17 protein-coding genes are annotated in these 17,453 nt (G+C 38.3%); 11 read left to right on the forward strand and 6 right to left on the reverse strand.

Going from position 1 to position 17,453, the window contains the following annotated elements; translation table 11 throughout:
• Window positions 1–33 precede the first annotated feature (33 nt).
• Entirely contained in the window at window positions 34–720 is a 687-nt protein-coding gene (gene dsbC / locus HMPREF2732_RS07050) for a bifunctional protein-disulfide isomerase/oxidoreductase DsbC (RefSeq protein WP_049367524.1), read from the reverse strand.
• A 127-nt stretch (window positions 721–847) separates the two neighbouring features.
• Here dsbC and prfB point away from each other — a divergent pair.
• A protein-coding gene (gene prfB, locus HMPREF2732_RS09700) for a peptide chain release factor 2 (protein ID WP_148129045.1) occupies window positions 848–1,946 on the forward strand; the annotation gives its coding sequence in 2 pieces (ribosomal slippage) (window positions 848–922 and window positions 924–1,946; 1,098 coding nt in all).
• 51 nt (window positions 1,947–1,997) lie between these two features.
• Here the strand turns inward: prfB and HMPREF2732_RS07055 are convergent.
• Window positions 1,998–3,065, reverse strand: a complete 1,068-nt coding sequence (locus HMPREF2732_RS07055; RefSeq protein ID WP_070592241.1) for a TIGR01620 family protein — start codon at window positions 3,063–3,065, stop codon at window positions 1,998–2,000.
• Window positions 3,066–3,242: 177 nt separating this feature from the next.
• On the opposite strand from HMPREF2732_RS07055, the gene HMPREF2732_RS07060 reads away from it, so the two are divergent.
• From HMPREF2732_RS07060 to HMPREF2732_RS07070, 3 genes are read left to right on the forward strand one after another with little or no spacing between them, the layout of a single operon-like run.
• Entirely contained in the window at window positions 3,243–4,349 is a 1,107-nt protein-coding gene (locus HMPREF2732_RS07060) for a transglutaminase-like domain-containing protein (protein WP_070592242.1), read from the forward strand.
• Window positions 4,324–4,686, forward strand: a complete 363-nt coding sequence (locus tag HMPREF2732_RS07065; protein ID WP_070592243.1) for a mercuric transporter MerT family protein — start codon at window positions 4,324–4,326, stop codon at window positions 4,684–4,686. Before HMPREF2732_RS07060 ends, HMPREF2732_RS07065 begins: the two co-directional genes overlap by 26 nt.
• Before the next feature lie 9 nt (window positions 4,687–4,695).
• A complete protein-coding gene (locus HMPREF2732_RS07070; protein ID WP_070592244.1) occupies window positions 4,696–4,974 on the forward strand; it encodes a heavy-metal-associated domain-containing protein in 279 nt (92 codons plus the stop codon).
• A gap of 62 nt (window positions 4,975–5,036) precedes the next feature.
• Here HMPREF2732_RS07070 and sodC read toward each other — a convergent pair whose 3' ends face one another.
• Together sodC and HMPREF2732_RS07080 are read right to left on the reverse strand one after the other, a co-directional pair.
• Window positions 5,037–5,597: a superoxide dismutase family protein gene (gene sodC / locus HMPREF2732_RS07075; RefSeq protein ID WP_005695896.1), complete on the reverse strand. Its 561-nt coding sequence runs from the start codon at window positions 5,595–5,597 to the stop codon at window positions 5,037–5,039.
• Between the two features lie 109 nt (window positions 5,598–5,706).
• Window positions 5,707–7,116: a YcjX family GTP-binding protein gene (locus HMPREF2732_RS07080; protein WP_070592245.1), complete on the reverse strand. Its 1,410-nt coding sequence runs from the start codon at window positions 7,114–7,116 to the stop codon at window positions 5,707–5,709.
• Between the two features lie 88 nt (window positions 7,117–7,204).
• On the opposite strand from HMPREF2732_RS07080, the gene HMPREF2732_RS07085 reads away from it, so the two are divergent.
• The 6 genes from HMPREF2732_RS07085 to HMPREF2732_RS07110 all read left to right on the forward strand — a co-directional run bounded on the left by HMPREF2732_RS07085 (window position 7,205) and on the right by HMPREF2732_RS07110 (window position 13,637).
• The gene (locus tag HMPREF2732_RS07085; protein ID WP_070592246.1) at window positions 7,205–8,905 is read left to right on the forward strand and encodes an ABC transporter substrate-binding protein; all 1,701 of its coding nucleotides are present in this window, start codon (window positions 7,205–7,207) and stop codon (window positions 8,903–8,905) included.
• Entirely contained in the window at window positions 8,905–9,870 is a 966-nt protein-coding gene (locus tag HMPREF2732_RS07090; RefSeq protein WP_070592247.1) for an ABC transporter permease, read from the forward strand. Before HMPREF2732_RS07085 ends, HMPREF2732_RS07090 begins: the two co-directional genes overlap by 1 nt.
• On the forward strand, window positions 9,860–10,747 hold the full coding sequence (locus HMPREF2732_RS07095) for an ABC transporter permease subunit (RefSeq protein WP_049369009.1): 888 nt from the start codon (window positions 9,860–9,862) through the stop codon (window positions 10,745–10,747). Before HMPREF2732_RS07090 ends, HMPREF2732_RS07095 begins: the two co-directional genes overlap by 11 nt.
• Window positions 10,748–10,750: 3 nt before the next feature.
• Window positions 10,751–11,806 (forward strand): peptide ABC transporter ATP-binding protein, encoded by a 1,056-nt coding sequence (locus HMPREF2732_RS07100; RefSeq protein WP_049365904.1) that lies wholly within the window; start codon window positions 10,751–10,753, stop codon window positions 11,804–11,806.
• Window positions 11,806–12,609, forward strand: a complete 804-nt coding sequence (locus tag HMPREF2732_RS07105) for a peptide ABC transporter ATP-binding protein (protein ID WP_070592248.1) — start codon at window positions 11,806–11,808, stop codon at window positions 12,607–12,609. Before HMPREF2732_RS07100 ends, HMPREF2732_RS07105 begins: the two co-directional genes overlap by 1 nt.
• A gap of 95 nt (window positions 12,610–12,704) precedes the next feature.
• Window positions 12,705–13,637: a bile acid:sodium symporter family protein gene (locus tag HMPREF2732_RS07110; protein ID WP_049365906.1), complete on the forward strand. Its 933-nt coding sequence runs from the start codon at window positions 12,705–12,707 to the stop codon at window positions 13,635–13,637.
• Window positions 13,638–13,695: 58 nt separating this feature from the next.
• Here HMPREF2732_RS07110 and sppA read toward each other — a convergent pair whose 3' ends face one another.
• Window positions 13,696–15,558, reverse strand: a complete 1,863-nt coding sequence (gene sppA / locus HMPREF2732_RS07115) for a signal peptide peptidase SppA (protein WP_070592249.1) — start codon at window positions 15,556–15,558, stop codon at window positions 13,696–13,698.
• A gap of 110 nt (window positions 15,559–15,668) precedes the next feature.
• Between sppA and HMPREF2732_RS07120 the strand changes: the two genes are divergently transcribed.
• Window positions 15,669–16,223: a nitroreductase family protein gene (locus tag HMPREF2732_RS07120; protein WP_049365908.1), complete on the forward strand. Its 555-nt coding sequence runs from the start codon at window positions 15,669–15,671 to the stop codon at window positions 16,221–16,223.
• A 45-nt stretch (window positions 16,224–16,268) separates the two neighbouring features.
• Here the strand turns inward: HMPREF2732_RS07120 and HMPREF2732_RS07125 are convergent, their stop codons facing one another.
• Window positions 16,269–17,354: a homoserine O-acetyltransferase MetX gene (locus HMPREF2732_RS07125; protein WP_070592250.1), complete on the reverse strand. Its 1,086-nt coding sequence runs from the start codon at window positions 17,352–17,354 to the stop codon at window positions 16,269–16,271.
• Window positions 17,355–17,453: the final 99 nt, after the last annotated feature.

Genomic DNA, 17,453 nt, shown 5'->3' on the forward strand with positions numbered 1-17,453 from the left:
AGGGCGTATATCATACGCCCTCACTACTAACAATTATTGTGCTGATTCTTGTAACACAGCTAATAAATCTTGAGGTTTTAAATATCCCCCAAGCATTTCACCTGTTGAAGTCACAATACTTGGCGTACCTTTCACACCAAGTTGTACACCTAAATCATACTGTTTTTTCACAATGTTAGGTGTTTTCAATTCTTTCGGTAAGTTACCTTTTTCTGCTTCGTTCAATGCAAATACAGGATCTTTCGCTGTCCAAATAGCTTCCATTTGACGAGCTGTTTCATTCATTCCAGCACGTGGGAATGCAAGATAACGAACGGTAATACCTAAATCATTATATTCTTTCACTTGTTGATGAAGGATATGGCAATAATGACAAGTAATATCCATGAATACGGTCACAACATATTTTTCATTTTTTGCCGGATAAATGATCATTTCGTTTTTTAATGCATTCACTTTATCCGCTAAAAGTTTACCAGCCACATCAACCGGGCCTTTATTTGTTAATTCATACATTTTGCCTTGCAAAACATATTGACCATTTTCACTTACATATAAAATGCCTTGATCAGTCACCGCTGTTTTAAGGCCTTTTACCGGTGAATCTTTCACTTCAATATTTTTCGCACCTAATGCCTGTAACTTTGATTTAATCTCAGCATCACTTGCCATTGCAGTGGCTGAAGCAGTAATTAAAAGTGCGGTCAGTAATTTTTTCATTTTTATTCCTAAATATCTAAACAACAAAGATTGGAATTATAAATGGATCGATGATTTGTGCAAGCCAAACTACCCAAAAAACTGAAAATGACTTATACTTCTGCCGTTTATAGAAGGTTTATTTATTATGTTTGAAATTAATCCAATCAAAAACAAAATTGCCGACCTTTCCGAGCGCACATCTGTGCTTCGGGGGTATCTTTGACTTCGATGCAAAAGTTGAGCGTTTAGAAGAGGTTAATGCCGAATTAGAACAACCCAATGTGTGGAATGATCCTGAAAAAGCCCAAGCGCTAGGGAAAGAACGTGTTTCACTTGAACAAGTGGTTGATACCATCAAGAATTTAGAACAAGGTTTAGAGGACGTTGAAGGGCTGCTTGAATTAGCCGTTGAAGCTGAAGATGAAGAGACCTTCAATGAAGCCGTTGCTGAATTAGATGAGCTTGAACAACAACTCGCAAAATTAGAATTCCGACGCATGTTTAGCGGTGAGCACGATGCGTGTGATTGTTATGTTGATTTACAAGCAGGTTCAGGTGGTACAGAAGCGCAGGACTGGACGGAAATGTTACTTCGCATGTACCTTCGCTGGGCTGAAAGCAAAGGCTTTAAAACAGAATTAATGGAAGTCTCTGATGGTGATGTAGCAGGTTTAAAATCAGCAACGATTCGTGTCAGTGGCGAATATGCTTTCGGTTGGTTACGTACGGAAACCGGTATCCATCGTTTAGTGCGCAAAAGTCCATTCGACTCCAACAATCGCCGCCATACTTCATTTGCAGCGGCTTTCGTTTATCCTGAAATTGATGACGACATTGATATTGAAATCAATCCAGCAGATTTACGTATTGACGTTTATCGTGCATCTGGTGCGGGTGGTCAGCACGTCAATAAAACTGAAAGTGCGGTGCGTATTACTCACATGCCAAGTGGGATTGTCGTGCAATGTCAAAACGATCGTTCTCAACACAAAAACAAAGATCAAGCCATGAAACAATTAAAAGCGAAATTGTATGAGCTTGAGTTACAAAAGAAAAATGCGGATAAACAAGCGATGGAAGATAATAAATCTGATATTGGTTGGGGCAGCCAAATTCGTTCTTATGTGTTAGATGATGCGCGTATTAAGGATCTCCGCACAGGCGTTGAAAATCGTAATACACAAGCCGTACTGGATGGCGATCTTGACCGCTTTATTGAGGCAAGCTTAAAAGCGGGACTTTAATCATCTCTTTGATACAAAAAAAGTGCGGTCAATTTTAACCGCACTTTTTTATTACACCTCTTCTTTTTCTTTCAGTTTATTCTTGCCTAGTACCGTATCTTTCATCACCGTGAGCAATTCTTTTTGCACATGAGAAAGTTTTGGTTTTTCTAACTTTTCAAATGCCAGTGGACGACAAAACTCCATAGCCTTAATCCCCAATCGAGCCGTCAATAATCCCACGCCAATCCCCTGCGCTGCTCGTGCAGAAAGTTTCGCGGTAATATCTTGCGAAAGCCAATCCATTCCTAAATCTTGCACGATTTCAGTCGCACCAGCAAAAGCAAGATTCACTAACACCATTCTGAGCAAACGAAGACGGGTAAAATAACCAAGCTCTATCCCATAAATCGCTGCAATTTTATTGATTAAACGAATATTGCGCCATGCAATAAAAAACATATCAATCACAGCTAAAGGGCTAATTGCCACAATCACGGCAGATTCTGCAGACATTTTCGTAATCAGTTTTTTCGCTTTTTGATCAAAAGACTGTAACACCGTCTTACTGAATAAATGGGTGACTTCGCGAGCAGAATAACTTTCATTCAGCTGTTTTTCCCATTGGACAATTGAGGGATGCTGCGAATCCAATTTTAAGGTATCAGCAATCGATAAACACAAGGCTTTTCCTTTCTCGCTATCCTGTTCAGAAAAAACTTTATGATTTTTAACCGCACTTTCACCTATTAATCGCTGACTTTGTTCTTGTAGATTCAAACGCTTTTTGAGTTTCACCAAACGTCGCCATTCTGCGATGATTTCAGATAAACCAAACATCACCACAATAAAACTCACCAAGGCAAAAGCAAGATAAATCCATTGTTGGTTTTGATAACTATCCCAAATCCATTGAACAGATTGCGCAACTGTTGCTCCTAAAAATAAAAGTGCGGTCAATTTTAAAGCCGTTTTCCAACCACTCGATTTAGGCTTCACAATTTGCTCAAATTGCTCGTCCAACAACTCCCCTTCTAAAGGTTCATTATCGATAGTTGTTTCAACATTATAAAATTCCTGCTTAGGCAGAATTTCTTCCTCTTCTGGCTGTTGGGATTGTGTGAAAATTTGTTTTGTCATTATTCTTTCCAATAAAAATAGAAACGGTATTTTACTTCAAATTTCTTTAGCAAATCTTAAATGGCTGAAATAAAAAAGCAATATTGACTAGAAAATAAAATGAGCTACTATAGTCATGTCCACAATTAGTTTATCTAATGTGTTAAGTTTTAACTGTTAACTAAGAAGGATCTTTTCATGAAGAAACTTATCGCCACTGCGGTGCTCTCCGCATGTTCCATGGCTTACGCCAATACCGACATTCCAAACTACAATACCGATTCTCATCTGTATGAATTCACTCAAACTTATGACTTAGTTGCGCCAAAGGGTTCGCAAGGACAAGCGAATCTGTGGGTGCCTTTACCATTTAATGGTGAGTATCAACAGGTAAAATCTATCCATTTTGAAGGTAACTATTTAGATGCCTATATAACAGAAAACAACAAATATGGTGCGAAAACGCTCTTTGCAACTTGGGATAAAGATGCACAAAAACGCGATTTAAAAATCACAATGGTGATTGAAACCAAAGATCGTGAACCAATGGTTAAAGGTGCACTAGAAAATTACACGCCACCAAAAGATATTCACTATTCTGTTGATGTACAAGAATATTTAAAACCGACTCAACATATTAAAACTGATGGTATCGTGAAACAGTTCGCCGATAAAATTGTAGGCACTGAAACCAATCCATTGAAAAAAGCTGAGTTGATCCACCAATGGATCGTCAACAATATGGAACGTGACAATTCTGTTCTAGGCTGTGGCGATGGTGATGTAGAAAAAATTCTGACCACTGGTGTGTTAAAAGGCAAATGTACCGATATTAACTCTGTCTTCGTTGCACTGGCTCGTGCCAGCGGTATTCCGGCTCGTGAAATTTTCGGTATTCGTTTAGGTGCAGCGGATAAAATGGGCAAATATTCCAAAGGTGCTTTCGGTAGTGCGGATGAACATGGCGTAGCGAACGTAAGCGGTGGTCAGCATTGCCGTGCTGAATTCTATCTTGCAGGTTTCGGTTGGGTGCCTGTTGATTCTGCAGACGTAGCAAAAATGCGTTTAGCAGAGAAAAAATCCGTTGACGATAAGGATACACAAGCCGTTGCCAAATACTTATTCGGTAACTGGGAAGCTAACTGGGTAGGCTTTAATCATGCTCGTGACTTCGATTTATATCCGCAACCAGAACTTGCCCCACTCAATAACTTTGGCTATCCGTATGCCGAAGTCGGTGGTGACCCGCTAAATTCCTTTGACCCGAAAGAATTTAAATATGACTACGTCTCTAAAAAGCTCTAATAAATCTTTTTGGGTTGCGATTGCCACCGCGCTAAGTGCTGCGGTGGCTTCAACATTGTGTTGTATTGCGCCTTTAATCTATTTAGTATTTGGCGTGTCATCCACATGGTTGATTGGCTTGGGTGAATATGATTATTTACGCATTCCGATGCTTATCGTTTCATTATGCGCCTTTGCCTACGGCTTTTGGTTGTTGATGTTTTCCAAAAAAATCATTTGCAGCAAATACATTTCCCGTAAAAAGCTCATTGTTTTGTATTGGATTGTATTTATCGTCATGTTCTTTTTCTTAACTTATCCAACCATTTTACCGTGGATTTTAGAGCTTTCTAATTAGGAACAAAAAATGAAGAAATTAACGACCGCACTTTTGCTTTCATTATTCACCTTCTCTGCCGCTCAGGCGGAAGAAACAAAGCAAGTTGTGCTAAAAGTGAATGAAATGAACTGCCAGCTTTGTGCTTATTTGGTGAATAAAGAATTACGTAATATTGATGGCGTGATTTCCACTAAAGCCTCCATTAAAGATAGAACTGTGACTGTTGTAGAAGATCCGAAAGTTTCTTATGAGCAATTGATTAATGCAATTCACAAGTTGGAATATACGGCGGAAGTAGTTAAGTAAAGCGGTAAAAAAATAAAAGTGCGGTCAAAATTGACCGCACTTTTTTGTCTTTAAGAATCGACTTATTTAATCACGCCACATGCCATACGTGGGCCGCCACCGCCAAGTGGAGCTGGATGATCTGAGTGGTTATCACCACCTGCGTGAATCATAATAGAATGACCACGAACTTCATCTAATTTTTTAAGACGTGGCGCTAAAACAGGGTTAGTTGCTGTACCATCATGTAATACAGTTAAAGCCGGTAAGTCACCTAAGTGAGCATCATCTTGCCATGGATAACCGTGTTGTTTTGCACCTTTAGGATCCCAGTGACCGCCAGCCGCTAAACCTGCTGTTAATTTACCGTCTTTTTCTTTTGGATCACAGCTTGGATTTTCATGAATGTGGAAACCATGTAAACCTTCAGCTAAACCTTGTAGATTTGGTGTAAACACTAAACCATAATTTGATTCAGTAATAGTTACAGTCCCTACATCTTTGTTACCATTTGCAGGATCTAATTGTTGTACTTTTACTTCGATTGAAGGACCTGCTGGTTTTGCCATATGGTCATGTGCATTTGCCACGCCAGCAGCACAAATCCCGCTGATTGCTAATGCTAAGAGAGTTTTCATTTTCATCATAAGCTCCTTTACTTTAGAAAGACTCAAATTGATTCTACCTAAATACCAATAAAAAAATAGTGGTTTATATTAAGTATTTGACAATTAAATTGATTTGATTTTTCTATCAATCAAACCTGTCCGCCAATAAAAACTGTAAAACTGCATCCATTCTTAAATGTGGGATGCTTTCACCTTGCTGTAAAACTTGAGGTTCAAAGGAATCAAAATCAAAAGATTGTTTTGACCAGAACTCTGCACTAGGTAGTTTGCTTGGTACAGATCCCGGATAAAGCGTAATAAGTTGCTTATCTACAGAACGTACTCCTTGAATAGCTTTAATTTGTTTACCGTTTTGATTAACTAAAACTTGTTTTGTCGCTCGAATCGCAGCAATGGCTGTGTATTCTGTATCAATTCCTTCAAATTCAACATGACGACCACCTTCTTGCACCAATTGGCGCATTAGGCTAATTAAATTTTGAATTTGATCTGTCGTGATATGATCGGCTTTTGTTGCCACAAACATAAGCTTATCAATATTCGGGGAAAACAAGCGATTAAGTAAATTGCGTTTTCCATAATGGAAATTTTTGAAAAGCTGATTAAGCCCTGTTTGCATATCGATAAAGGCTTGTTGGCTATGATTCAGTGGCGTTAAGCAATCTGCTAAAATTACTTGGCGATCAAAAGTAGAAAAATAATTTTCATAAAAGCCTTTCACCACCTTATTACGATAATAATCATACCGCTTATTTAACACGGCAAAATAGCTATTGGATTTCGCCTCTTTTTTCAGTTTTAACCATTGTTCTTCCGACAAGTGCAATAACGGAAAAAATTGTAAAACAGGCGCACCTTCTAATTCTCCAGGCAAGACGAATCGACCTGGTTGAATAAATTGCATTCCTTCTGCTTTGCAGGCAAGCAAATAATCGGTATAAGATTTTGCAATCTGCGCTAAAACATCTTCATTGACGACCACACTTAGGTCGAGTTTTTTCAGTTTATCCAACCAATCTTGAGCAAACTGCTGGCGAATACCTGATGTAATTTTGGCTTGTTCAAGTGACCATTGTTGAAAATCTAAATTCAGCAAAGGTAAATCCAATAGCCATTCACCAGGGTAATCAAAAATATCCAAGTATAATGTGCCACGTTCTTTAAAATGGCGAAGTAAGCCTGATTGGCGTTCAAAACGAATAGCAAGGCGTGTTTCACTCACGCCTCGAGTAGATTGGCACCATTGTGGAGGATTATTCATTAAATCATTGAGATTCGCTTCATAATCAAAACGTGGAATACTTAAATCCTGCTGAGGAACACGTTTTACCGCTAAAATAGATTGATTTCGAGCAGCCTCAAATAAAGGAAGATGTGCATTTCCCTCTTGATTAATATGTAACAATTGATTAATCAAGCTTGTAATAAAGGCTGTTTTACCGCTTCGACTTAGCCCTGTCACAGCTAAACGTAAAGTGCGGTCAAATCCACGATTGATTATTTGATTAATTTCCCGATTAATTGATTTAAACATATCCTAAAAATCCAATAACTAGCCATTTTTGCCAAGATATTTTACAATTCACTCAATTTATCACAAAACGGTCTTTAATAATAAAGCTATGTTACGTCGAAATGTCACTTTTTGTTTTTTATTGTGTGGGTTGAGCCAAATTAATCTGGCACAAGCCGCGCCAAGCATACCCAAAATGTTGACAGAAAACGGCTTAACATACTGCACGAATGCATCGGGTTTTTCCTTTAACCCGCAAACTGCTGACGCTGGCACCAGTATGAATGTGGTGACGGAACAAATTTATAACAAATTGTTTGATATTAAAGATCATAGTGCGGCTCTCGTTCCTGTGTTAGCCCAATCTTATTCTATTTCATCTGATGGAAAACAAATTCTCATTAATCTTCGTAAAGGGGTGAAATTCCATCATACCCCTTGGTTTACGCCTACGCGTGACTTTAATGCAGAAGATGTGGTCTTTTCGATTAATCGTGTTTTAGGGCATGATACTTATCTGCCTACACTTTCAGATGATGTGGTCACCTACAAAAATCCGCAATATAAAATTTTCCACGAGCAAGCTAAGAAGGTTCACTTTCCATATTTTGAAAGTATTAAGCTGAATCAAAAAATTAAAAGTATCACTGCAACGAATCCTTATCAGGTCAAAATTGACCTGTTTGAACCCGATGCCTCTATTCTTTCCCATCTTGCCAGTCAATACTCTATTATTTTCTCGCAAGAATATGCGTATCAATTAAGTGCGGATGATAATCTCGCCCAATTGGATACGCATCCTGTTGGCACGGGCCCTTATCAAGTGAAAGATTACATTTATAACCAATATGTTCGCTTGGTTCGTAATGAGGATTATTGGAAAAAAGAAGCTAAAATTAAAAATATCATCGTGGATCTTTCTACGGATCGTACGGGACGTTTAATAAAATTCTTTAATAATGAATGCCAAATTGCTTCTTACCCTGAAGTTAGCCAACTCGGTTTATTAAGCGAAAAAGATGATCGCTATTATCTGCAATCTACAGATGGAATGAACTTGGCCTATTTGGCTTTCAATTTCCAAAAGCCATTAATGCAGGATAAAACCATTCGCCAAGCCATTTCGCAAAGCTTGAATCGTTTTAGAATTGTGCGAAATATTTACCACAACACAGCAACTGTAGCGAATAACATTATTCCTGAAATTTCTTGGGCTTCTGCAATTAATACGCCTGATTTTCCTTATGATTACCAGCCAGCTGAAGCAGAGAAAGCATTACGCGATAAAAAACTCACGTTAAATATGTGGGTGATGAATGAAGAGCAAGTGTATAACCCAGCCCCAATTAAAATGGCAGAGCTCATTAAATGGGATTTAGCCAAAGCGGGAGTGGATGTTAAAGTGCGGTCAGTCACACGGACATATTTAATCGAACAATTACGCAAAGGCACAGAAGATTACGATTTAATCTTAACGGGTTGGCTTGCTGGAAACCTTGATCCTGACGGGTTTATGCGCCCGATTTTAAGTTGTGATACGCAAAATGAAATCACGAATTTATCAAATTGGTGTAATCCTGAATTCGATAAGATGATGAATCGTGCGCTAGCGACCAATCATTTATATGAGCGCTCTAAAGCATATAACAATGCACAAGACCTCGTCTTAAACGAATTGCCTATTGTGCCAATTGCAAACGTCAAACGACTTTTGGTCGCACGTGGCAATGTTAAAGGAATTGAGATGACTCCATTTGGTAGCATCAATTTTTCTACCTTGTATTTCATGAAAAATAAGGAGAAAAAATAATGCTCGTTTCAGCAATCCGTCATGTGATTTGGGTGACCATTTTATTATTGATTCTGTCCGTATTAAGTTTTGTGATTTTAATGCGAGATCCGCTCAATGCAGAGCTTGTCACAAATAACATTTATAGTGCTTATTATCATTACCTTACATCATTGTTACAGGGCGATTTAGGGATAACCTATAATGGTGGAGAATCCTTAAAAGATTTAATTTTTACGGTATTACCACCCACATTAGAACTCTGTTTTACTGCGCTCTTATTAGCTTGTATCTTAGGTATTCCTCTCGGCGTATTAAGTGCGGTCTATAATCAACGTGTTTTTTCACGTACATTGCAGAGTATATCCAATGTTGGTTTGTCTATTCCGATTTTCTGGTTTGCACCAATTTTACTTTATGTAGCAGCAATTCAAAGCTGGGAGATCGCAGCCATTGGGCAATATAATTTACTCTATGAAATCAAACCTATCACGGGTTTCCCTATTATTGATGTGTGGTTTGTAGATGTGCCTTACCGAACTAAAATCGTACAAAATGTTTTACAACATCTAGCCTTGCCTACATTAGTGCTTTGTATTCTGCCGACCATGGAATTTATCCGCATCATTCAGCAACGGGCTGATTACTTACTTCAACAAGAATATGCTAAAGCAGCAGCAACACGTGGTTGGTCAAAATGGGCGATTTTAAGACGTTATGTTTTCCGCAATACTTTTCCATTATTGATTCCACAACTTACGCGTGTATTTACCTTAGTGTTAACGCAATGTATGTTGGTTGAGACAGTATTAGGTTGGCCGGGAATTGGGCGTTGGCTCATTGATGCCGTAACCCAACAAGATTACAACAGTATTTCTGCCGGTGTAGTTGTAATTGGTATTTGTATCATTATTATTGATACCTTCGCCAAGTTGCTCATGTTTGTGTTAGATCCATTGAATAAGAAGGGCTGGTATGCAAGATAGAGAACCTGATGAATTTCGCGAAAGCACCTCCTTCTTTCAGATTTGGTTGCTTTTCCGTCAGAATCGCGTGGCATTATTCTGTTTCTATTTATTTTGTCTTCTGATTTTGACCGCACTTTTTCCTAAACTCATTATGCCTTATAGCGAAAGCATGGAGTTTGTCGGAGAAGAACTCATGCCGCCATCTTGGGTAGAAAAAGGTCGTATTGCTTTTTTCTTTGGTACCGATGATCTTGGGCGTGATGTACTCAGTCGATTAATTATGGGCACACAATATACTCTCGGTTCCTCTCTTTTAGTGGTCATTGCTGTGGCAATTATTGGTGGCGCATTAGGTATTCTTGCCGGTATGTCAGAAGGGATTAAATCTCGTTTCTTAGGCCATATTTTTGATGCGTTTTTGTCTATCCCCATTTTGTTGATTGCTATTATTATTTCTACGTTAATGGAACCGAGCTTAATAAATGCCATGTTTGCCACTATGTTGGCTATTTTGCCGTATTTTGTCCATGCGATTTATCAAGCGATTCAACAAGAACTAAAGAAAGACTATGTACTCTTACTGAAATTAGATGGTATTTCAAACTGGGAATTATTAAAAACTACAATCTTGCCAAATATTAGTGTCGTCTATACGCAAGAAATTTCTCGAGCATTTGTGGTCGCTATTTTAGATATTACAGCTCTCAGCTTTATTTCTCTAGGTGCACAACGTCCAATGCCAGAATGGGGCGCAATGATTAAAGATTCATTAGAATTAATTTATCTTGCACCATGGACAGTTTTATTACCGGGCTTTGCTATTATTTTCACCATTTTATTAAGCATTATTTTTACTAACGGATTGTGTAAAGCAATCAATAAATACTACGAGTAACCCATGGCGCTGTTAGATATTCGCAATCTTAATATTGAAATTCAAACACCAAACGGTCGCATGAAAATTGTGGACGGCGTCAATCTTTCGCTTAATGAAGGGGAAATTCTAGGGCTCGTCGGTGAATCAGGTTCAGGTAAAAGTTTAATCGCTAAAGTAATCAGTAATTCCATTAAAGATAACTGGATTGTCACCGCTGACCGTTTTCGTTTTAATGATGTTGAATTGCTTAAACTGACGCCGAATCAACGTCGAAAAATCGTTGGAAAAGAAATTTCAATGATCTTCCAAAACCCATTAAGTTGCCTTGATCCAAGCCGAAAAATTGGTAAACAGCTTATCCAAAGTATTCCAAACTGGACCTTTAAAGGCCGTTGGTGGCAGTGGTTTGGTTGGAAAAAACGTCGTGCGATTGAGTTACTGCACCGTGTAGGGATTAAAGATCACCAAGATATTATGGCGAGTTATCCAAATGAACTCACTGAAGGTGAAGGCCAAAAAGTGATGATTGCCGTAGCAGTGGCGAATCAACCTCGATTATTAATTGCGGATGAACCCACTAATTCTTTAGAGTCCATTACGGCATTGCAAATTTTCCGTTTGCTTTCAAGTATGAACCAAAACCAAGGTACAACAATTTTATTAGCCAGTAACGATCTTAAAAGTATCAGTGAATGGTGTGATAGCATTTCCGTCCTTTATTGTGGGCAAAATACAGAGTCTGGGCCAACCGACCAAATATTAGAAATGCCTCATCATCCTTATACGCAGGCATTGCTGTACTCTGTTCCGGATTTTAGTCGCCCCTTAGGTTTTAAAAGCAAATTAGGGACATTAGAAGGCACGGTGCCGATTTTGGAACAAATGCCGATTGGTTGCCGTTTAGGACCACGCTGCCCTTTTGCTCAGCGTGAATGTATTCAAAAGCCAAGCCGATATCGCATTAAACAGCATGAGTTTTCCTGCCATCATCCGATTAATCTTCGAGAACGGCAGTTTAAGGATAAAATTGCAACTTCACCGCTTACGCTCAATACCGAATCAAAAGGAAACGAATAATGCCATTATTACAAGTGGAAAATCTCAGTAAAACCTTTGATGAACCCGCCAAATTTTTTGGCTCGGAGCAGTTTTATGCGGTAAAAGACGTCAGCTTTACGCTTAACCGTAAAGAAACCCTTGCGATTATCGGTAAAAATGGTTCGGGTAAATCAACATTAGTGAAAATGATTGCGGGGATAACTCCCCCAGCTTCAGGAAAAATCTTATTTAATGATTTACCATTACAATTCGAAGATTTTCACTATCGTGCGCAGCATATCAGAATGGTTTTCCAAGATGCGAATTCAGCGTTTAATCCGCGTTTAAATATTGGCCAAGCCTTAGATGCACCACTGCGATTAATTACCGATTGGAATGAAGAGACTCGCAATGAAAAGATCTTTGAAACACTTTCGCTGGTGGGGCTTTATCCTGATTACACCAATCTTAAAATTAAACATCTTTCAGTCAGTCAAAAGCAACGGATCGCCTTAGCTCGTGCACTGATTCTTCAACCTGAGATCATTATTATTGATGATGCATTGAGTACATTAGATGCCTCTGTGCGTATTCAATTGCTTAATCTGATTTTAGATTTACAAGAACATTTAGGCATTTCCTATATTTATGTCGGACAAAATTTAGGCATTATCAAACATATTGCCGATCAAGTTTTGGTAATGGATGAAGGTGAAATTATCGAGTCTGGCACACCGAGAGAGATCTTTACCAATCCTCAAAATAACATTACTCGCCTACTTGTAGAAAGTCATTTTGGCCAATTACTTGATGAAAATGCTTGGCAAACAACCACTTCCTAATTCTCTGTCAAACAAGTTAGGCATGGACATCTCAAAAAAACGTCTTTAAAATTGACCGCTCTTTTCATTCTTCTTAACTAAATAGGAAAGCAACTATGCAAGCATTATTAAAACTCACTAACTTTGTGAGCAAAACTTTCGCACTATGGGCGATTGTTTTTGCTCTTCTCGCCTTTCTCTTCCCTGAGCAATTCAAAATTTTTGCCCCCTACATTCCTTACCTTTTAGGTTTAGTAATGTTTGGTATGGGAATTACCTTAACTTTTGCTGATTTCAGTGAAGTGGCTAAACATCCTAAATCGGTATTCATTGGTGTTGCAGGTCAATTTATCATTATGCCGGCTATCGCATTTGGATTAGCAAAAGCCTTTGATTTGCCAGCTGATTTAGCGGTTGGTGTGATTCTTGTGGGTTCTTGCCCGGGTGGTACATCATCAAACGTAATGACTTATTTAGCGAAAGGTAACACCGCGCTTTCTGTTGCTTGTACGACAATCTCAACCTTACTTTCACCAGTATTAACCCCTGCTATTTTCTATGTATTAGCAAGCCAATGGTTAGATATTGATGCAGGCGCAATGTTTATGTCTGTATTAAAAATGGTATTGTTCCCAATTTTCTTAGGTTTAGTTGTTCGAGCTCTCTTCAAAAAACAAGTGGAACAAGCAAGCCAAACTATGCCATTAGTCTCTGTTATTTCTATCGTATTAATCTTGGCAGCCGTTGTAGCAGTAAGTAAAGATAAAATTGTAGAATCAGGCCTATTAATTTTCAGCGTAGTGGTTTTACATAACTGCTTAGGTTATTTAATTGGGTACTTTGCGGCGAAATTATTTAAACTTAATACGGCGGACAGTAAAGCGGTGGCAATTGAAGTGGGTATGCAAAACTCAGGTTTAGGTGCTGCACTAGCTGCTGCACATTTCAACCCAATTGCAGCGGTACCAAGTGCTTTATTTAGTTTCTGGCACAATGTATCGGGTCCAATTTTGGCGAATATTTTCTCCAATATCAAAAATGAAAAATAAGCTAATTGGATAAAAAAAGGGCGGAATATAATTTCCGCCCTTTTTTATACTTCACGTATTACTTCACTGAACCACAATTCAAACAATATAAATACTGTCCTTTCGGATCATTAAATTGAGTTAACACATTCAGTTGTTTTTTCACTTGATGTACTTCCTGTGGCAATCCCAACCAATTTGTCAGTAACGCCTGACCTTTTTGTTTAAGCTTGCGATCTAATTTAGAGAAGAAACTATTATCTTCATCCACCAACCATTGCACACTAAAATTATCCATGTATTTATCAGGATGTTGATTGACTAGTGCGACCACTTTATCAATAGCTACATCAATATCACCTAATTCGTCCACTAAGCCATTTTTCTGTGCATCTTGCCCTAACCAAACTTGGCCCTGGGCAATTTTATCCACTTTATCTTTTGATAATTGACGACCACGGCTTACCACATCTAAGAAGCGATCATAACCATTTTCGATACTAAGTTGATAAATATCCTGTGTATTTTTACTCAATGGACTTAACGCTGACGTTTCCGCAAGATCCGTTGTCGCTACGCCATCGGTACTCATTCCCATTTTTTTGATTGTATTTTCAAAGGTTGGGAATAATGCAAAAATCCCGATTGAACCCGTAATCGTATTTTTATCCGCCACGATATAGTCGGCAGTTGAAGAAATCCAATAACCACCAGAGGCTGCCATTCCCCCCATTGATACAACAACAGGTTTGCCTGCTTTTTGAAGATTTTCCGTTTCCTGGCGAATAATTTCAGAGGCAAATGCACTGCCACCCGGTGAGTTAACACGGAGAACAACCGCCTTTACTTTCTCATTATCGTAGGCTTGTCTCAATAACTTCGCGATAGTATCGCCACCAGCTGATTCCTCATCACTTTCCCCATCAATAATCGTCCCTTCGACATTCACTACCGCAACAATATTTTTTTCATTTGGATCTACCGAGAAGCGATCGCCTAAATCAGATAAATAATCTTCAAAATCCACTAATTTGGCTTTGCCCTCTTCACCTTGACCAAAAAGTGCGGTCAATTTTTTATCTAAATCTAATCTTGTCGCAAACTGTGTCACTAACTGACGTTTTTTCACATAAGCCGTTTCATCACCTTTTAACGCTTTTAAATCACTAATGTATTTTTGTGCATTCGGTAATACATCATTGGCTGTAATATGACGATTAACCATTAGTGTTTGCATATAGTTTTGCCACATGCCACCAAGCCATTTTTGCATATTCGCTTTTGCTTCTGGCGACATATCATCACGCAAGAACGGTTCTACTGCGGACTTATAAGTCCCTACACGGAAAATATGTGGTGTGATTTCAAGTTTTTCGAGCATGGATTTAAAGTAAAGATTTTCCTGACGCAAACCTTGAATACCAACTTGCCCAATTGGATTGAGATAAATGTCATCCGCAAAACTCGCAAGGAAATATTGTGCCTGCGTGTAATTGTCAGCATAAGCAATAACCGGCTTTTCTGACTCTTTGAAACTTTGAATCGCTTTTCCTACATACTCTAATGATGGAAGATCCCCCCCTTCAAAGTCATTTAAATTCAACACTAAACCACGAATTCGTTCATCATCTTTCGCAGATAAAATGCTTTGTACCACATCAAACGTAGAATATTTATACGAGACCTTTTCATTATTTAAACGTTGAAATTCCTCTTGCCAACTCAGCATATCTTCCGTGTTATCTGCAAGATAGCCTGTTAAATTTAAATATAATGCGCCTTGATCGCCCGATAAAACTTGGCTTTTCTTACCATCACTAAAAAGGCTGACAAGCGCAATCAACGCTAAAACAAACAGTAAGAACACAAAATTCATCACAAGATTTCGGATAAAATTGAGCGCTTTACAACAAAATTTCAATACGCTTAAGATGACATTCATGCGAAATTAAACCTTTAAAACAGAAATAAAAATTGTGCGTAGCCTATCATAAAGTCCTATGAAAAACTATGCTATAATCAACCGCACTTAACTAGAAGAAGGAAAATACTATGGATGCATTAACCCTTTTAACACAACGCAAATCCAATAAAAAATTAACGGCACCAGCTCCTAGCCAAGTGCAATTAGAACAAATGTTTCAAGCGGCTTTACATGCCCCTGATCATGGTAAACTTGAGCCTTATCACTTCGTAGTAATCCAAGGCACAGGTTTAAGTAAATTGGAAAGTTTACTCAAAGCAGCGGTGACTGAATTTGATTTAGGTGAAGAACGATTAAAAAAAGCAGAGAATTTTGCACGCCGTGCGCCGATGGTCATTGCAGTGATTGCTAAAATAAATCATGAAGTGAAAAAAGTACCAGGTTGGGAACAAATGCTCACTGCAGGTGCGGCAACTTATGCGATTCAACTTGCGGGTAATGCACTTGGTTTTGAAAGTTTTTGGGCAACTGGTCCTCTCGTTGAGGGTCGTGAATTACGTGAAGCATTTGGTTGTGACAAAAATGATAAGATCGTTGCCTTATTACAAATTGGTACAGCGGCTGAAAAATTAGAAAGAGACTGTAAACCAAAAGATTTATCACGTTTCGTGAGCCATCTATAAAGAAAAAATCAAAAAAGGCGGAAATTTCCGCCTTTTCTATTGTTCTTATTCAGACTCGCCTTCTAATCCACTTCTAATTTTATTTTCAAACGCTGTATAATCGACTAAAAAGGCATCATGTCCATAATCTGATGGGAATTCGTAAAATTTTAAATCGACTCCCGCTTGTTCTAAAAGCTGTTTACTTTTATGTAAATCAATAGATTTAAACAGTTGGTCTGTCGTCACAGAGACTAATGTATAACGTGCTTTAATTCGAGATAAAGCTTCTTTTACATCCGCATAACCAACACTTGGGTCATATAAATCCAGTGCACGTAATAAATGCAAATAAGTGTTGGCATCAAAACGATCTAAGAATTTTTTGCCTTGATAACTCAAATAGGATTCTACTTGAAAGTGATCGCCCCAAAATTGCCCTTCAGATTTAGTTGCACGACCAAATGCCTTAGCTAACTGCACATCGGTACGATAGGTTAACATTCCTAACATTCGTGCAATGGAAAGGCCTTGATTAGGTGGCGTGCCATCATAATAGTCACCATTATTGAAATTCGGATCATTAATCACCGCTTGACGCATGACATGGTTAAAACCTATGGCTTCCGCACTAAAGAAGATAGAAGAACAAAGATTGACAATGTTATCCATAAAATCTGGATAATCAATTGCCCATTGTGTCGCTTGCATACCACCAAAAGAACCACCTACTATCGCTTTCAAATGCCTAATGCCGAGATAGTCAAGTAAAGCTTTTTGTACTTTGATAATATCTTGAACAATAATATTCGGGAACTGGCTACCATAAGGCTTTCCCGTAGTGGGATTAATTGAGCTTGGTCCCGTTGTTCCTTTACAACCGCCTAATACATTTGAACAAATAAAAAAGTATTTAGATGTATCAAATGCGAGGCCATCCCCCATAAAATTTTGCCACCAACCATCTTTATTCGGTTCATCAAAATAAGGTTCTGCATCTCCCGTTAAGGCATGACAAATTAATACAGCATTGCTTTTATCTGCATTTAAAGTCCCGTAAGTTTGATATGCGACATTGATAGGCGAAAGCTTCCCACCCAATGTTAATTGGAGGGGATTGTCTTGAAAAAGCACGACATTTTGCACAGCCATTAAATGATAACCTTTTACGTTGATGATTTAACAATTATCAACAGCTCATGTTTTTTGTCAAGAAATTTTAGACGTTTAGACGTCTAAATATTTCCTTAT

The organism is Haemophilus sp. HMSC061E01 (assembly GCF_001810345.1).
Classification (GTDB): domain Bacteria; phylum Pseudomonadota; class Gammaproteobacteria; order Enterobacterales; family Pasteurellaceae; genus Haemophilus_D.